Origin of the sequence: Stenotrophomonas sp. 278 (genome assembly GCF_003935715.1) — a bacterium.
GTDB lineage: Bacteria > Pseudomonadota > Gammaproteobacteria > Xanthomonadales > Xanthomonadaceae > Stenotrophomonas > Stenotrophomonas maltophilia_AH.
The window spans coordinates 15,705-29,555 of sequence record NZ_RHPP01000050.1; the positions used below are offsets into that span (position 1 = coordinate 15,705).

The 13,851-nt window shown below is 66.1% G+C and carries 18 protein-coding genes; 7 read left to right on the forward strand and 11 right to left on the reverse strand.

Annotated features, from left to right (window positions below; translation table 11 throughout):
* Positions 1-32: 32 nt before the first annotated feature.
* Positions 33-1,085 (reverse strand): NAD(P)-dependent alcohol dehydrogenase, encoded by a 1,053-nt coding sequence (locus EGJ34_RS10235; protein ID WP_125360380.1) that lies wholly within the window; start codon positions 1,083-1,085, stop codon positions 33-35.
* A 105-nt stretch (positions 1,086-1,190) separates the two neighbouring features.
* Between EGJ34_RS10235 and EGJ34_RS10240 the strand changes: the two genes are divergently transcribed.
* The gene (locus EGJ34_RS10240) at positions 1,191-2,084 is read left to right on the forward strand and encodes a LysR family transcriptional regulator (RefSeq protein ID WP_125360381.1); all 894 of its coding nucleotides are present in this window, start codon (positions 1,191-1,193) and stop codon (positions 2,082-2,084) included.
* Between the two features lie 4 nt (positions 2,085-2,088).
* Here EGJ34_RS10240 and EGJ34_RS10245 read toward each other — a convergent pair whose 3' ends face one another.
* Positions 2,089-3,156: an aldo/keto reductase gene (locus EGJ34_RS10245; RefSeq protein WP_125360382.1), complete on the reverse strand. Its 1,068-nt coding sequence runs from the start codon at positions 3,154-3,156 to the stop codon at positions 2,089-2,091.
* Between the two features lie 115 nt (positions 3,157-3,271).
* Here EGJ34_RS10245 and EGJ34_RS10250 point away from each other — a divergent pair, with 115 nt between their 5' ends.
* The gene (locus tag EGJ34_RS10250) at positions 3,272-4,156 is read left to right on the forward strand and encodes an AraC family transcriptional regulator (protein WP_125360383.1); all 885 of its coding nucleotides are present in this window, start codon (positions 3,272-3,274) and stop codon (positions 4,154-4,156) included.
* Positions 4,157-4,218: 62 nt separating this feature from the next.
* Positions 4,219-4,629, forward strand: a complete 411-nt coding sequence (locus EGJ34_RS10255) for a hypothetical protein (protein WP_125360384.1) — start codon at positions 4,219-4,221, stop codon at positions 4,627-4,629.
* Positions 4,630-4,632: 3 nt separating this feature from the next.
* Here the strand turns inward: EGJ34_RS10255 and EGJ34_RS10260 are convergent, their stop codons facing one another.
* Positions 4,633-5,040: a VOC family protein gene (locus EGJ34_RS10260; protein ID WP_125360385.1), complete on the reverse strand. Its 408-nt coding sequence runs from the start codon at positions 5,038-5,040 to the stop codon at positions 4,633-4,635.
* Positions 5,041-5,169: 129 nt separating this feature from the next.
* On the opposite strand from EGJ34_RS10260, the gene EGJ34_RS10265 reads away from it, so the two are divergent.
* The 4 genes from EGJ34_RS10265 (at position 5,170) to fghA (ending at position 7,866) form a co-directional block, all read left to right on the forward strand.
* Complete coding sequence (locus EGJ34_RS10265; protein WP_125360386.1) at positions 5,170-5,439, forward strand: DUF2845 domain-containing protein; 270 nt, start codon at positions 5,170-5,172, stop codon at positions 5,437-5,439.
* 156 nt (positions 5,440-5,595) lie between these two features.
* Complete coding sequence (gene frmR, locus EGJ34_RS10270) at positions 5,596-5,871, forward strand: formaldehyde-responsive transcriptional repressor FrmR (protein ID WP_125360387.1); 276 nt, start codon at positions 5,596-5,598, stop codon at positions 5,869-5,871.
* A gap of 53 nt (positions 5,872-5,924) precedes the next feature.
* Positions 5,925-7,034, forward strand: coding sequence for an S-(hydroxymethyl)glutathione dehydrogenase/class III alcohol dehydrogenase (locus tag EGJ34_RS10275; protein WP_125360388.1), 1,110 nt, complete (start codon positions 5,925-5,927; stop codon positions 7,032-7,034).
* A 1-nt stretch (position 7,035) separates the two neighbouring features.
* Positions 7,036-7,866: an S-formylglutathione hydrolase gene (fghA, locus tag EGJ34_RS10280; RefSeq protein ID WP_125360389.1), complete on the forward strand. Its 831-nt coding sequence runs from the start codon at positions 7,036-7,038 to the stop codon at positions 7,864-7,866.
* 131 nt (positions 7,867-7,997) lie between these two features.
* Here fghA and EGJ34_RS10285 read toward each other — a convergent pair whose 3' ends face one another.
* The 8 genes from EGJ34_RS10285 to EGJ34_RS10320 all read right to left on the reverse strand — a co-directional run.
* Positions 7,998-8,858 (reverse strand): PA4780 family RIO1-like protein kinase, encoded by an 861-nt coding sequence (locus tag EGJ34_RS10285; protein WP_125360390.1) that lies wholly within the window; start codon positions 8,856-8,858, stop codon positions 7,998-8,000.
* Positions 8,859-8,873: 15 nt separating this feature from the next.
* A complete protein-coding gene (locus EGJ34_RS10290; protein WP_125360391.1) occupies positions 8,874-9,551 on the reverse strand; it encodes a M23 family metallopeptidase in 678 nt (225 codons plus the stop codon).
* Positions 9,552-9,555: 4 nt separating this feature from the next.
* A complete protein-coding gene (locus tag EGJ34_RS10295; protein WP_125360392.1) occupies positions 9,556-10,527 on the reverse strand; it encodes a L,D-transpeptidase in 972 nt (323 codons plus the stop codon).
* Positions 10,528-10,739: 212 nt separating this feature from the next.
* Positions 10,740-11,024: a hypothetical protein gene (locus tag EGJ34_RS10300; RefSeq protein WP_125360393.1), complete on the reverse strand. Its 285-nt coding sequence runs from the start codon at positions 11,022-11,024 to the stop codon at positions 10,740-10,742.
* 25 nt (positions 11,025-11,049) lie between these two features.
* On the reverse strand, positions 11,050-11,394 hold the full coding sequence (locus EGJ34_RS10305) for a hypothetical protein (RefSeq protein ID WP_125360394.1): 345 nt from the start codon (positions 11,392-11,394) through the stop codon (positions 11,050-11,052).
* 73 nt (positions 11,395-11,467) lie between these two features.
* Positions 11,468-12,412 carry a DegV family protein gene (locus tag EGJ34_RS10310; protein ID WP_125360395.1) on the reverse strand — a complete coding sequence of 315 codons (945 nt, stop codon included), beginning with the start codon at positions 12,410-12,412 and terminating at the stop codon, positions 11,468-11,470.
* Between the two features lie 102 nt (positions 12,413-12,514).
* A complete protein-coding gene (locus EGJ34_RS10315) occupies positions 12,515-13,144 on the reverse strand; it encodes a DsbA family protein (RefSeq protein WP_125360396.1) in 630 nt (209 codons plus the stop codon).
* A gap of 86 nt (positions 13,145-13,230) precedes the next feature.
* On the reverse strand, positions 13,231-13,851 hold a 621-nt coding region (locus EGJ34_RS10320), incomplete at its 5' end, for an amidohydrolase family protein (RefSeq protein WP_148100487.1).

The following is a 13,851-nucleotide window of genomic DNA, read 5'->3' on the forward strand; positions in this document are numbered from 1 at the left end:
GAAAAAACCCCGGCGATGCCGGGGTTTTTCATTCATGCGGCCAAGGTCGCCATGTCGATGACAAACCGGTAACGCACGTCGTTCTTCGCCATGCGCGCCCAGGCTTCGTTGACGGTCTTGATGTCGATCACTTCCACGTCGCTGACGATGTTGTGTTCGGCACAGAAGTCCATCATTTCCTGGGTTTCGGCCATGCCACCAATCGCCGAGCCGGTCACGTGCTTGCGTCCGAAGATCACGCTGGAGCCGTTCAACGGCGGATCCAGCTCGGTGATCACGCCGACCAGGCACATGGTCGCATCGCGCTTCAGCAGCGACATGTACGGGTTGGTGTCGTGGCTGACCGGAATGGTATTGAGCAGGAAATCGAAGCTGCCGGCATGCGCCTTCATCTGCGCCGGGTCGCGCGAGACCAGCACTTCATCGGCCCCCAGGCGCTTGGCATCGGCTCCCTTTTCCGGGGTGGTGGTGATCATCACGACGGTCGCGCCCATCGCCTTGGCGAACTTCACGCCCATGTGGCCGAGGCCACCCAGGCCGATCACGCCTACCTTCTGGCCGGGACCGACCTTCCAGTGCCGCAGCGGCGAATACGTGGTGATGCCTGCGCACAGCAGCGGCGCGGCCGCCTTCAGGTCGAGCTTCTCCGACACTTTGACCACGAAGCGCTGTTCCACCACCACGTGGTCGGAGTAGCCGCCGTAGGTCAGCTGGTCGCTGCCGCGTTCCTTGCTGTTGTAGGTGTAGGTCGGGCCCTTTTCGCAGTACTGCTCCAGGTCGTGTTCGCAGGCGTCGCAACGACGGCACGAGTCGACCATGCAGCCCACGCCGGCAAAGTCGCCAACCTTGAAGCGGGTGACGTTGGCACCGACTTCGGTAACGCGGCCGATGATCTCGTGGCCCGGCACCATCGGGAACATTGCGCCACCCCAGTCGTCACGCGCCTGGTGCAGGTCGGAGTGGCAGATGCCGCTGTAGAGGATCTGGATGCGCACGTCATCGGCACCGACCGCGCGGCGCTCGAAGGTGAAGGGCACCAGCGGGGCCTGGTTGTCATGCACGGCGTAACCACGGGCAAGTGACATGGGGGGACTCCTGGGGTTTGTGGAAAGGCGCTTTACAATACCCGCGCGCCCGAGGCACCGGGAGTCCCGATTTCGGCATGTGTCATCAAGGCAGACTGGATAATCATGGCCACCGACAACCTGACCCACCTGGCTGCATTTGCCGCCGTGGCCCGCCACCGCAGCTTCCGCAAGGCCGGAGCCGAGCTGACCCTGTCGACCTCGGCGGTGAGCTATGCGATCCGGGCCCTGGAGGAGCGGCTGGGGGTCGGGCTGTTCCACCGGACCACCCGCAGCGTGGCCCTGACCGAGGCCGGCCAGCGCCTGCTGGACCGGCTGCAGCCAGCGTTGCACCAGGTGAGCGACGCGCTGGAGGAAATGAACCACTTCCGCGCCGCGCCGGCCGGCCTGCTGCGCATCAATGCCGCGCGTGCCGCCGTGCCGACCCAGCTCGGCCCGCGCCTGACCCGCTTTCTGCACGCGCATCCGGACGTGCGGCTTGAATTGACCGAGAACGATGGCCTGGTCGACATCGTCTCCGAAGGCTTTGATGCCGGCGTGCGCCTGCATGAGTTCGTACCCGAGGACATGGTGGCCGTGCCGCTGGGACGGCCCCTGCGCGGGATGATCGTGGGATCGCCCGGCTATCTTTCGCGTCATCCCGCGCCACAACACCCGCACGATCTGCTGCAGCACGAATGCATCCGCTTCCGCTTCGCCAGCGGCCATCTGTACAAGTGGCAGTTCGACCGCGACGGGCAGTCACTGGAGCTGGACGTGCAGGGCCGGCTGACCCTGAGCGAGCAGACCACCATCATCCGCGCGGTGCTGGACGGTTTCGGGCTGGCCTATGTGCTGGAAGACGCCGCCCGTCCGTATCTCGACGCGGGCCAGATGCAGGCCGTGCTGGAAGACTGGAGCGAGCCGTTCCCCGGCTTCGTGCTGTATTACCCGCGGCAGCGGCAGATGTCCTCGGCCCTGCGTGCGTTCGTGGACAGTCTGCACGCCACCGAGCTGTAACGGCTTATCGAGGTTGCAGGGCGGATGTTCCAAAAATCAGCTGCTGTGCCATTGGACGTCCGATGAACCGCTCCGGGAAGATCGGTGCCAGTGCACTGGCGGCACCCAGGCGCTGCAGTTGATCGGCGCTCAGCGTTACCGCGAGTGCCCCCAGATTGTCTTCCGCCTGCGCCAGCGTGCGTGCGCCGATGATCGGCGACACCACGCCCGGCTGCGCCAGCGTCCACGCCAGCGCCACCTGTGCGCGTGAGACACCGAGTTCGTCGGCGACGCTACCGACCACATCGGCAATGGCCAGCGAGCGGGCATTGAGGTGGCCGATGGAGGCGATCACGCCCTTGCGGTCGCCCGCCACGTCCGCGCTGTTGGCGTCGGATAGATCGGCGGCGCTGTACTTGCCAGTGAGGATGCCGCCGCCCAGCGGCGACCACGGCAGTACACCCAGGCCCAGCGCCTGTGCCATTGGCAGCAGTTCGTGTTCGACCGTGCGCTCGACCAGGCTGTACTCGATCTGTAGCGCCACCAGCGGCGACCACCCGCGTAGATCCGCCAGGGTCTGCATCTGCGCCACCCGCCAGGCGGGCGTGTTGCAGATGCCCAGGTAGAGCAGCTTGCCGGCACCTACCAGGTCATCCAGGGCGCGCATGACTTCCTCGGGGCTGGTGGTGAAGTCCCACGCATGCACGTACATCAGGTCGATGCGGTCGGTGTCCAACTGGCGCAGGCTGGTCTCCACCGAGCGCACCAGGTTGTAGCGGTGGTTGCCGCCGGAGTTGATGTTGGCGGGATCGCGGGCCATGGTGTACTTGCTGGCCAGCACCAGCTGGTCGCGCTTCGCCTTGGCGAAGCGGCCCAGGATCTGCTCGGCGGCCCCGTTGGTGTAGTTGACCGATGTGTCGATGAAGTTGCCGCCACGGTCCACGTAGGTGTCGAAAATGCGACGTGCTTCGGTCTCATCCGCGCCCCAGCCCCAGTCGGCCCCGAAGGTCATGGTGCCCAGTGAGAGTGGTGAGACGCGCAGGCCGGAGCGGCCCAGCAGGCGGTAATGGTCCAGCGAAGCTGCGGTGTGCATGAGGCAGTTCCCATCGTCAGGTGAGGGGGCATTCTCGGCAGGCAGCGGGTCAGGGCGGTAGAACGCCTCGCCGCCGTGCTTGCACGATCGTCCAGAGGTCGCCGATGATGCGGCCATGACCGCCTTGACCACCTTCCGCGATGCCATTGCCCGCCATGCGCCGGATGACGGCACCTTCGCCACCGGGTTGCCGGGCGTCACCCTGATCCGCTGCGCCAGCCCGACGCTGCCGATGCCGGTGATCTACGAGCCGACGGTCTGCTTTGTCGCGCAGGGGCGCAAACGCGCAGCGCTGGGCGAGCGGGTGTTCCACTACGACCCGGCCAGCTATCTGCTGGCGACCGTGGGATTGCCGGTGATGGGCGCGGTGGTCGAGGCCAGTGTTTCGGCCCCGTACCTGTGCATGCAGCTGGACCTGGATGCCGCCCTCCTGGGCGAGCTCACCCTGCAGCATCCGCGCCCGTTCACCGCCGCGATCGACGGTGCCGCAGGACTGTCATTGGGGACGATGACGCCGACCCTGCTCGAGGCAGCGACACGATTACTGACCTTGCTCGACGCCCCGCAGGACATTGCGGCATTGGCTCCGCTGGCCCTGCGTGAGCTGCTGTATCGCCTGATCAGCGGCGAGCAGGGCGAGGTGTTCCACCAGATGGCCCGCACCGACACCCGCCAGTCGCAGATTGCGCGGGCCATCCTGTGGCTGCGCGAGAACTATCGCGATGCCAGCCGCATCGAGACGCTGGCCGACGTGGCCGGCATGAGCCGGTCCGCCTTCCATGCGCACTTCAAAGCGGTGACCGCGATGAGTCCGCTGGATTTCCGCGCGCAGCTGCGCATGCAGGAGGCGCGGCGGCTGATGGTAGGCGAGGGCATGGACGCGGCCAGCGCCGGCCACCGGGTGGGCTACGAAAGCCCGTCGCAGTTCAGCCGCGAGTATGCACGCCTGTTCGGGCTGCCGCCGGCACGCGACGCGCAGCGACTGCGCCAGCCCGATTGAGGCCAGCCCGGTCGGCGTGCTAGCGTTCGCGCGGGCGCACCGCCTACCTGACAGGGATGTCCATGAACCGCGTTTTCGTACTGCTGATGATTCTGGGCCTGGTGGGCGGCCTGTGGCACGCCCAGCGCACCTTCCTCCCGACCCGCGCGCAGCAGGCCGCCGCCCTGATGGCCAACCCGGAGCCGCTCAGGATCACGCCGGTGGCGCAGGTCAGGGGGCCGGCAGTGGACGTATTCGGGCGTACCGGCTGTGGGTTCACCCGGCGCATGCTGGCCGACCTGCAGAGCGCCGGTATTCCGGTGCGCTACTACGACATCGACGTGCCCGCGATTGAAGCGCAGTTCGACCAGCGTTTCCGCCACGCCGGCCTGCTGCGCAATGGCATGTACGAGCTGCCCATCGTCGAAGTGGGCGGCCGCTCCTATGCGCGCCCATCGTCGGAATCGGTGGCATACCGATTCCGCAATCGCTGACGCTCAGGCGCTGGCGATCTCGTCGTAGCCGCGGCCCGCGAACTGCAGCAGGCAGAAGCCGTGGCCGAACGGATCGGCCAACAGCGCGATTCTCCCCCAGGCATGCATCGCCGGGGCCTGCTCCACGCGTGCGCCGGCGCTCACCGCCTGGGCGAGTGCGGCGTCCAGATCATCCACGACCCAGTCCAGGTGCACCGGCGTCCAGTGCCGGCGATAGTCACGGCGGTCCCGCACCTGCGGGGTGGCCGAGGTTCCGGACGGCTTGACCAGCAGGTAGATCGGCGCGGGTCCACCCAGCAGTTCCACGCCATCGGTACCGAACCGTCGGCCTGGGGTCAGCCCGAAGGCGCGCGTGTAGAACGCCTCGGCCGGAGCCAGGCTGTCCACGTCGATGTTGACCAGAAAGTCCATGGGCAGGCCGGTTGGGGCTACTTGCCATACTCTAGCGTGGAACGGCCTGGGCACTTCGGCGGATGCTGGCAGCACCCGTTTGTGGCACAGTGCTTGTCATCAATACCCGATACTTCAAGGAGATGGACGATGAACAGGATCTTGTGGTCGTTGATGCTTTGTCTGGTGGCCAGCGCCGCGACGGCCAGCAGCGCCCGCTTCGGTGACCGTCTGGTCAGCAGCGGCGACACTGCAGGGAAAGTCACACAGGTTGCCGGCAAGCCCGACCGCGTGGTGCAGCTGGAGAACCGTTTCGGTGCCAACACGGGCGAGCGCTGGGAGTATTACCAGGCGCGCAAGACCATTCATGTCATCTTCGAGGATGGCAAGGTGACCGACGTCCGGGAATTGTTCAATTAAGGACACCTGATGCGATTCCTGCTCGCCCGGCTGAATTCGCCTGTCGCGAAACGCCGGGTACGAAGCCTGTTTACCGGGCACTGAAAGCTGGCTTGTACCCCAGCCTTTTACTGGCGTGTATACTGTCCCCCAGTATAGTTCAGGTCCGATCCGCCCATGCCCCATTCCCCCGAAGAGAAGAAAAAGGTGCTGGCTCGCGTGCGCCGCATCCGCGGGCAGTGCGATGCGCTGGAACGGGCGCTGGAAGCCGGCGCTGACTGCGGCCCGGTGCTGCAGCAGATCGCGGCGATCCGCGGTGCGGTCAACGGGCTGATGTCCGAAGTGATGGAAGCGCACCTGCGCGAGGAGTTCGGCCAGCCCGCGCAATCCGATGCGCAGCGCGCTGAACGCGTGCGCGACATGAGCGCGCTGATTCGTTCCTATTTGAAGTAAGCGCGGCTCCGCCGCGCCGCTGTGTCCTCTTTTCCTGTTCTGGAGTGTTTGTGATGAAATCCCGTGCCGCTGTAGCGTTTGGCCCAGGTCAGCCGTTGAAGATCGTCGAGATCGACGTCGCCCCGCCGAAGAAGGGCGAAGTGCTGGTCAAGATCACTCACACCGGTGTCTGCCACACCGATGCCTTCACCCTGAGCGGCGACGACCCGGAAGGTCTGTTCCCGGCGGTGCTGGGTCATGAAGGCGCGGGCATCGTGGTCGAAGTAGGCGAGGGCGTCACCAGCGTGAAGCCGGGCGACCATGTGATTCCGCTGTACACCGCTGAATGTGGCGAGTGTCTGTTCTGTACCTCGGGCAAGACCAACCTGTGCGTCTCGGTGCGTGCCACCCAGGGCAAGGGCGTGATGCCCGACGGCACCACCCGCTTCAGCTACAACGGCGAGCCGATCTACCACTACATGGGCTGCTCGACCTTCAGCGAATACACCGTGGTTGCCGAAGTGTCGCTGGCGAAGATCAATCCGGAAGCCAATCCGGAGCATGTGTGCCTGCTGGGCTGCGGTGTCACCACCGGCATCGGTGCCGTGCACAACACCGCCAAGGTGCAGGAAGGCGACACCGTGGCCGTGTTCGGCCTGGGCGGCATCGGCCTGGCGGTGATCCAGGGTGCGCGCCAGGCCAAGGCCGGCCGCATCATCGCCGTGGACACCAATCCGACCAAGTTCGACCTGGCGCAGCAGTTCGGTGCCACCGACTGCGTCAACCCGAAGGACCACGACAAGCCGATCCAGCAGGTCATCGTGGAAATGACCGGTTGGGGCGTGGATCACAGCTTCGAGTGCATCGGCAACACCCAGGTGATGCGGGCCGCGCTGGAATGTGCGCACCGCGGCTGGGGCCAGTCGGTGATCATCGGCGTGGCCGGTGCCGGCCAGGAAATCTCCACCCGTCCGTTCCAGCTGGTCACCGGCCGCAAGTGGATGGGCACCGCGTTTGGCGGGGTCAAGGGCCGCAGTCAGCTGCCGGGCATGGTCGAAGATGCGATGAAGGGCACCATCGAGCTGGCTCCGTTCGTCACCCACACCATGGACCTGGAGCAGATCAACGAGGCCTTCGACCTGATGCATGAAGGCAAGTCGATCCGTTCGGTGGTGCATTACTGACATGGAACGCATCGAACATCGCGCCGCCTTCGGCGGCTGGCAGGACGTGTACCGTCACCGCTCGCAGGTCCTGGGCTGTGACATGAACGTCGCTGTATACCTGCCCCCGCAGGCCGCCTCGCAGAAGCTGCCGGTGCTGTACTGGCTGAGTGGGCTGACCTGCACCGAGCAGAACTTCATCACCAAGGCCGGTGCACAGCGTTACGCCGCCGAGCACGGCGTGATCATCGTCGCGCCGGACACCAGTCCGCGCGGCGACGACGTGGCCGATGCGGAAGGCTACGACCTGGGCAAGGGCGCGGGGTTCTATCTCAACGCCACGCAGCAGCCGTGGGCGGCGCATTACCGCATGTACGACTACGTCGTGCAGGAACTGCCCGCCCTCATCGAAGCGCATCTGCCGGCCACCGATGCGCGCAGCATCAGCGGGCATTCGATGGGCGGCCACGGCGCGCTGGTAATCGCGCTGCGCAACCCGGGGCGTTACCGCAGCGTGTCAGCGTTCTCGCCGATCGTGGCCCCCACGCGCGTGCCGTGGGGGCAGAAGGCCTTTGCCGCGTACCTCGGCGAGGACCGCGCGAGCTGGGCGCAGTGGGATGCCAGCGAACTGGTGGCGGTGGCCGAAGAAAAGTTGCCGCTGCTGGTGGACCAGGGCGGTGGCGATGAGTTCCTGGACAACCAGCTGCAGCCACAGTGGCTGCAGGCGGCGTGCACCGCCGCCGGCCATCCACTGCAGCTGCGCATGCAGCCCGGGTATGACCACAGCTACTATTTCATCAGCAGCTTCATCGGCGAGCACATCGCGTATCACGCCAACGCGTTGAAGGCCTGATTCCCGCGGACGCGCATGGCGCGTCCCTACATCAACGTCACCGATGCGACCGATGATCGTGCCCGCCAATCATCGTTCCCGTAGCGACACGCCATGCGTGTCGTCGCGGTGCTGGTGGATCCAACTCCACCTCAGTCGTCCAGCGCCTCGGCCGCCTCGCGACCCTGCTGCCGGATCAACGCTTCCTCGCGCGCATCGTTGATGGCGTGCCTTACGCTGTCCAGGTCCACGGTCGATTCGTCGTGCACGAAGGTGCCGGTCAGTACGCTGTCCGGCCGCAGTTCGCCGGCCTCGAACAGGGCCCACATCTCCTCGCCGTACCACGTGTCGAACAACTCCGGAGCCGATCGACCAAGATAGGCGGTGAGGTTGTTCACATCGCGCAGCAGCATGGTGCGCGCGTTGTTGTTGCCCCCTGCGCTCACCACCTGCGGAAAATCGATCACCACCGGGCCATCTGGTCCCACCAGCACGTTGTACGGCGACAGGTCGCCGTGGATCAGCCCGCAGCAGAGCATCAGCACCACCTGGCGCACCAGGAACTGATGGAAGTCGCGGGCCTGTCCGGCGTCCAGTTCCACCTCACCCAGGCGGGCGGCGGAGTAGCCCTCCGCGTCGGTGACCAGCTCCATCACCAGCACGCCGTGGTAGTAGCCGTAAGGCTCAGGCACGCGCACGCCGGCGTCGCGCAGCTGGTACAGCGCGTCCACCTCGGTGTTCTTCCACGCTGTTTCCTGTTGCTTGCGGCCGTACTTGCTGGACTTGGCCAGGGCGCGCGCCTCACGGCTGCCACGTACCTTGCGGCCTTCCTGGTACTGCACGCGCTGCTGGAAGCTGCGTTGGGCCATGTCCTTGTAGACCTTGGCGCAGCGCACGTCGTCGCCGCTGCGCACCACGTAGACGGCGGCTTCCTTGCCGCTCTTGAGCGGGCGCAGTACCTCGTCGATCACGCCGTCGTCAATCAGCGCCTGCAGGCTATCGGGGGTTCTCATGGGGGCATTTTCGCATCATCGCCCGCCGCGCAACACCGGGTAGGGGTTCAACGCCTCTCCTCTCCACCATTGCTTCTCCGGCCCCAGCCGGTGGATCTCGAAATGCAGGTGCGGCGCGTCCGGGCTGGCATTGCCGGTGCTGCCCACGTAGCCAATCACGTCACCACGCTTGACTGCCTGCTTCTCGGCCAGACCCTCGGCATATCGGTCCAGATGGGCGTAGTAGTAGCAGTACACCCCATCCGGCTCGAACTGATACACGGTCAGGCCGCCGCGCTCACTTGTGAAAAGCTTCTCGATGGTGCCGTCGGCCACTGCCAGTACCGGCGTCCCGGTAGGGGCCATGATGTCGATGGCGTCATGCACCCGGCCCTCGCTGCGCGCGTCGGTAAAGGTGTCCTGCAACTGGCCAGGCATCACCCCCTGCACCGGCACCAGCAAGCTGGAAGGCATCACTCCGGTAGCGCCGGCCGTTGGCCGGCCCTCGACGCTGCTGGATGCGGCCGCAGGCACGTCGGTCACCGCGGGTGCGGTAGTGCCGGCCGTTGGCCGGCCTTCCATCGCACCCTCCGGAGGCGTACCCACCACCGCCGGCACCTGATCCATCTGCCGTTCCAGCCGCGGCAACCCGAACAGCCACCACCCGGCCGCCCCGACCACCACGCCCAACGCCAGCAGCCGCATCAGCTTCATGTGCTTACTCCTGCATGATCACCGGCACCGACGCATCCACCGCATCGGCGACCCGCATTGCATCCCAGTTGGTCATCCGCACGCACCCGTGCGACTCGGTCTTGCCGACGTGGCCCGGCTCCGGCGTGCCATGCAGGCCGTAGTGCGGCTTGGAGATGTCGATCCAGACCCGCCCGACCGGATTGTTCGGCCCTGGCGGGATGGTCGCTTTGCGATCCCCTTTCTTCGCGTCCCAGAACAGCTTCGGGTTGTAGTGGAACGGCGGATCGCGCGAGATGCCCAGGATCTTCCACTCCCCGATCGGCAGCGGATCGTGCTGGCTGCCCGACGACACCGGCACCTGCGCATAGACCTTGCCTGCGGCATCGTACAGGCGCAGGGTCGAGTCGGATTTGTCGATCACCAGCTTGGCTGCCTTGGGCAATGCAGCCGGGGCAATGTTGGGAACCTGGATCTCACTGCCTGCCTTGCCCAGGTCCACGCCGGGATTCAGCGCCTGCAGCAGCTTCGGGTCGGCATGGAAGCGTTCGCCCAGCGCCTCGGCCACCGAGGCATACCCCAGCGCGTCGAGCTTGGCCTGGTCGGCCGGCTTCTTCGGCACCGGGCGGAACGGACCGGCCACGTCCTCGGCGGTGAGCGTGTAGCGGGCCAGCACCGGAGTACTGTCCTGCAGCGCCTGCCAGGTGGCGTCATCCAGCTCGCCGGTAACCTTCAAGCCGCGCGCTGCCTGGAAGCCCGCCACCGCGCGGCGCTGGTTGGAGCCGATCTCGCCATCAATCTGTCCGGGCGAGAAGTTGGCCCGGTCCAGCAGCACCTGGGCATGCAGATTGGAGCGTGGGCCGGTCTGCAGGGCATCTGCTTCGGCGATGGGAGCCGGCAACGTAGCCGGGGCAGGGGTCTGTGCCGGGGCGGTGGCACTCGCCGCAGCGAGGGCCAAGGCCAGCAGGGTCAGCGAAGCAGGTCGTTTCAGCAGCATCGGGTACTCCGTTTCACATCTGCCTCGACCTTGCCGCAGCTAGTCGCGCACACTCCGTGAAAAGGCAACCGTCCGCTGGGCAATCCGTCATGCATATGAGCGTGCCGTGGGCAGAGCGTGAAGCAACGTGCACAGCAGGACGCTATCTTAGGCGCACGTTGTACGTGCTGTGCCATGCGATGGCGATGTTGGTGGTCCAAGTCGCCGCGCCCTCATCCTTCCTGTTCTGATCGGCGCGCCGCGTGGTTGCGCGTTACGGCGGCGAAGGGCGCTTCCACCAGCCGCGATTCGACAGGAATCTTGTTGTTCCAGTAGCGGGGATGTTCGGCAATCTCTTCTGCCGAGGGGAACCTTCCGGCGAACCCTTCCGACCAGCGCTGCAGGTAACGCAATCCACGCGGTGCAAAGCGCAGCTTGGGCTGGCCGCGTTCGGCTGGCCGAAGCAGCGCTGCGCGCGCTGCCTTGGTAGCTCGTCCCTTGCTCGCGGTACCCCTCATGCGTTCCGTGCGTGGAGGGCACGGATTATCGCACGTCGCGCATTTCCCAATGGTGGCCGGCCAGCAGGCGCAGGCGCTGCTTGAACACGTCGCTGTCGATCTTCGTGGTGACGGTCAGGTTGACCCGCAGGTCCTTCTGCTCACCGGTGACGGTGGCTTCCGGATCGGTGACGCCCCACTGGTTCTCCACCGCGTCCGGGTCAGGCTGCTTGGCACGCCACTTCTCGAACAGGGTGGTGCTGCGCAGGGCGTCCTGCAGTTCCTCGGCGAAGCCACTCGCCCCGTGCGACTTGAACGACAGGTCCGGGTCGCTGCCACGGGCCTTGTCCGGGTCTGGCAGGCTGATGCTGTAATGAACGACTGACGACATGGTGGTCTCCATTGAATGCGCGCAGACTGCCAGAAACCCGGTGCAACCGGTGTGCAGAAACAGACCGCGAGGCTCAGCCGCTGAAGGTGTGCGGCCCGTCGGCAAAGCCGACAGTGACCGCGCCCTTGCCGACGTTGACCATGCCGGTCAGGCTCATCACCGACTCGAACAGCTGCACTCCATGTGCCTCGCACGTCTGGCGCAGGCTGGCATAGCCGGGCAGGGCGCGCAGGTCGTCGAGCTCGCCGCCATAGCTGACGCAGACGGTGTTGGTCATCAACCCGGCCTTGACCCGCTGGCCGACGAAGTCGAACAGCTTCTGCACGGCGTTGTCGAAGCCTTTGATCTTGGCCACCGGGCCGGTTTCGCCCCGGTAGCCATGCAGCACCGGTTTGATGTCCAGCGCGCTGCCCAGCGCGGCGCTGATCAGCCCTACGCTGCGGTCACCCTTATGGCGGGCGCGGGCGCGCATGTAGTACAGGTCGCGGGTGACCATGTAGCCGTGCACGTTGTGTGCCAGCTGCTCCAGCTTCTCGCGGATCTGCTGCACGCTGGCCCCGCTGTCGCGAAGGCGTACCGCTTCGACCGCGGTCACGCCCTGGGCGGCGAACAGGTTCTGCGTGTCCAGCACGCGCAGCGCGAACGGCGAGTTGAAGCCGGCCGCCTGGCGCACCGGCTTGTAGTCATTGAGGATCGCGAAGCTGGCCTGCATCGCGTTGTCGTAGATCGGGCTGCGGGTCTTGGTGATCGTCATGCAGAACACATGGTCGTAGTCGATCACCAGCTTGCCCAGGAACAGGTCGCGGATCTGCACCACGCTGAAGGGAATGGTTTCCGCCTCGGCCCCGTTCTCGGCGACGTGGGCGTGCAGGAAGCTCAGCGTGGCCTGCTCGTCCCGATGGTCGGCGAGCACCGCTTCGCCGATCCGCACCGTGATCGGCAGCAGTACCAGGTTGTTCTTTTCAATGAAGTCCTGCGGCAGATCGCAGGCCGAGTCCACGACTATTCCGATGCGCATCCTGTTACCCCCTCCAGGCAGGTGTCGGTTCGAAAGTGTGAAAGCTATCTCAAAATGGACTTACGTACCTGACCGGGGATTCACGCATCCGCATGTAATCGATTACCGGCTGCGTTCAACTGCCACCGGCAGCTCCACCACCTGCCGCCAACCGTCGCGTTGCAGGAGTTCCGGATCGGCCAGCACCGCCCGCATCAGGTCGTGCGACTCGTTGCCCCAGAACAGCTCGCCGTCAATGGACAGTGTGGGGACGCCGAACACCCCGGCGGCAATGGCGGCCTCGGTGTTCTGGCGCAGCTGCTCCTTGACGCCGGGTGCAGAAACGGCGGCGGCTACATCGGCCACGTCGAGCATCGCGCCGGGCAGTGCCAGGGCCTGTGGGGTATCGGCAGCATGGCCGTCACGCCAGATCCAGTTGAACAGCACGTCCACTGCCGCCGGAGTGGCTTCCACCGCCAGGCACAGGCGCAGTGCGGCCAGCGGGTTGAAGGGATGGCCAGGCGGGAAGCGCACGGTGGTGCCCTGCTGCTGCGCCTGCCATAGGACCTGGCGGTAGATGAAGCGGCGCTTGGCTGGTATCTCGGCCGGCCCCAGGTTGCCAAGGTGATGCAGCACCGCGCCGAACGCGATCGGCACGGGGGTGATCTGCCCGAACTGCGGCAGGGTCTTGAGTTGCTGCCAGTGCAGGTAGGCAAAGGGCGAGACGAAGTCGAAGTACCAGCGCAGGGCCATGGTCGGGTTCCTTGCTGCCGGGCAAGCCCGGCACTACGGGGCAATGGCGTAGAGCCGGGCTTGCCCGGCTGCCTTTGGTACATGTTTTACCTGGAGTATGCGCGCGGTTCGCTGCCGGCGGGAGCCGCATAGCGATCCCGCAGCTCAGTCTGACGCGAGCGCATCGGCATCGCCTTGCCGCCCAGCCACACCTGTTCGGCGTAGTGCGCCACATCCAGCGGGTCGCCCTCCCACAGCACCAGGTCGGCCAGCTTGCCCGGCTCGATGCTGCCGATCCGGTCACCCACGCCCAGTACCTGCGCCGGCACCCGGGTCAGGCCAGCCAGGCCATCCTGCCAAGGCAGTCCGTTGGCCACCGCGTTGCCGGCCAGCTGGCGCATCTTGCGGGCGTTGTGCGAGGCATCGTCGCGCTGGGCGAAGCTGACCTCGACGCCGGCCTTGCGCAGGCGCGCAGCGTTCTCGAGCGTGGCTCCCAGCTGGTCGAAACTGGTCGGCAGGTTGCCCAGTGCGTCCACGAACACCGGCACATTGGCCTGCGCCAGCTGCGGGGCGATCCGCCACGCTTCGGCACCGCCGGCAATGGCGATCTTCACCTTTTCGCGCGCGGCCCAGCGCAGCAGCTGGCGGATGTCGGCGGCACGGTCGACTTCGACCACCAGCCGGCCCTGGCCGGCGAGATAGCGCGCCAGCGTGGCACGGCCCGCTGG

Bases quoted from the DNA above. Each gene is read 5' to 3' on its own strand.
- EGJ34_RS10295 (WP_125360392.1), bottom strand. From the start codon at position 10,527: ATGCTGCTGAAACGACCTGCTTCGCTGACCCTGCTGGCCTTGGCCCTC.
- EGJ34_RS10265 (WP_125360386.1), top strand. From the start codon at position 5,170: ATGAACAGGATCTTGTGGTCGTTGATGCTTTGTCTGGTGGCCAGCGCC.
- frmR (WP_125360387.1), top strand. From the start codon at position 5,596: ATGCCCCATTCCCCCGAAGAGAAGAAAAAGGTGCTGGCTCGCGTGCGC.
- EGJ34_RS10250 (WP_125360383.1), top strand. From the start codon at position 3,272: ATGACCGCCTTGACCACCTTCCGCGATGCCATTGCCCGCCATGCGCCG.
- EGJ34_RS10285 (WP_125360390.1), bottom strand. From the start codon at position 8,858: ATGAGAACCCCCGATAGCCTGCAGGCGCTGATTGACGACGGCGTGATC.
- EGJ34_RS10305 (WP_125360394.1), bottom strand. From the start codon at position 11,394: ATGTCGTCAGTCGTTCATTACAGCATCAGCCTGCCAGACCCGGACAAG.
- EGJ34_RS10300 (WP_125360393.1), bottom strand. From the start codon at position 11,024: ATGAGGGGTACCGCGAGCAAGGGACGAGCTACCAAGGCAGCGCGCGCA.
- EGJ34_RS10245 (WP_125360382.1), bottom strand. From the start codon at position 3,156: ATGCACACCGCAGCTTCGCTGGACCATTACCGCCTGCTGGGCCGCTCC.
- EGJ34_RS10275 (WP_125360388.1), top strand. From the start codon at position 5,925: ATGAAATCCCGTGCCGCTGTAGCGTTTGGCCCAGGTCAGCCGTTGAAG.
- EGJ34_RS10260 (WP_125360385.1), bottom strand. From the start codon at position 5,040: ATGGACTTTCTGGTCAACATCGACGTGGACAGCCTGGCTCCGGCCGAG.
- EGJ34_RS10240 (WP_125360381.1), top strand. From the start codon at position 1,191: ATGGCCACCGACAACCTGACCCACCTGGCTGCATTTGCCGCCGTGGCC.
- fghA (WP_125360389.1), top strand. From the start codon at position 7,036: ATGGAACGCATCGAACATCGCGCCGCCTTCGGCGGCTGGCAGGACGTG.
- EGJ34_RS10235 (WP_125360380.1), bottom strand. From the start codon at position 1,085: ATGTCACTTGCCCGTGGTTACGCCGTGCATGACAACCAGGCCCCGCTG.
- EGJ34_RS10290 (WP_125360391.1), bottom strand. From the start codon at position 9,551: ATGAAGCTGATGCGGCTGCTGGCGTTGGGCGTGGTGGTCGGGGCGGCC.
- EGJ34_RS10255 (WP_125360384.1), top strand. From the start codon at position 4,219: ATGAACCGCGTTTTCGTACTGCTGATGATTCTGGGCCTGGTGGGCGGC.
- EGJ34_RS10315 (WP_125360396.1), bottom strand. From the start codon at position 13,144: ATGGCCCTGCGCTGGTACTTCGACTTCGTCTCGCCCTTTGCCTACCTG.
- EGJ34_RS10310 (WP_125360395.1), bottom strand. From the start codon at position 12,412: ATGCGCATCGGAATAGTCGTGGACTCGGCCTGCGATCTGCCGCAGGAC.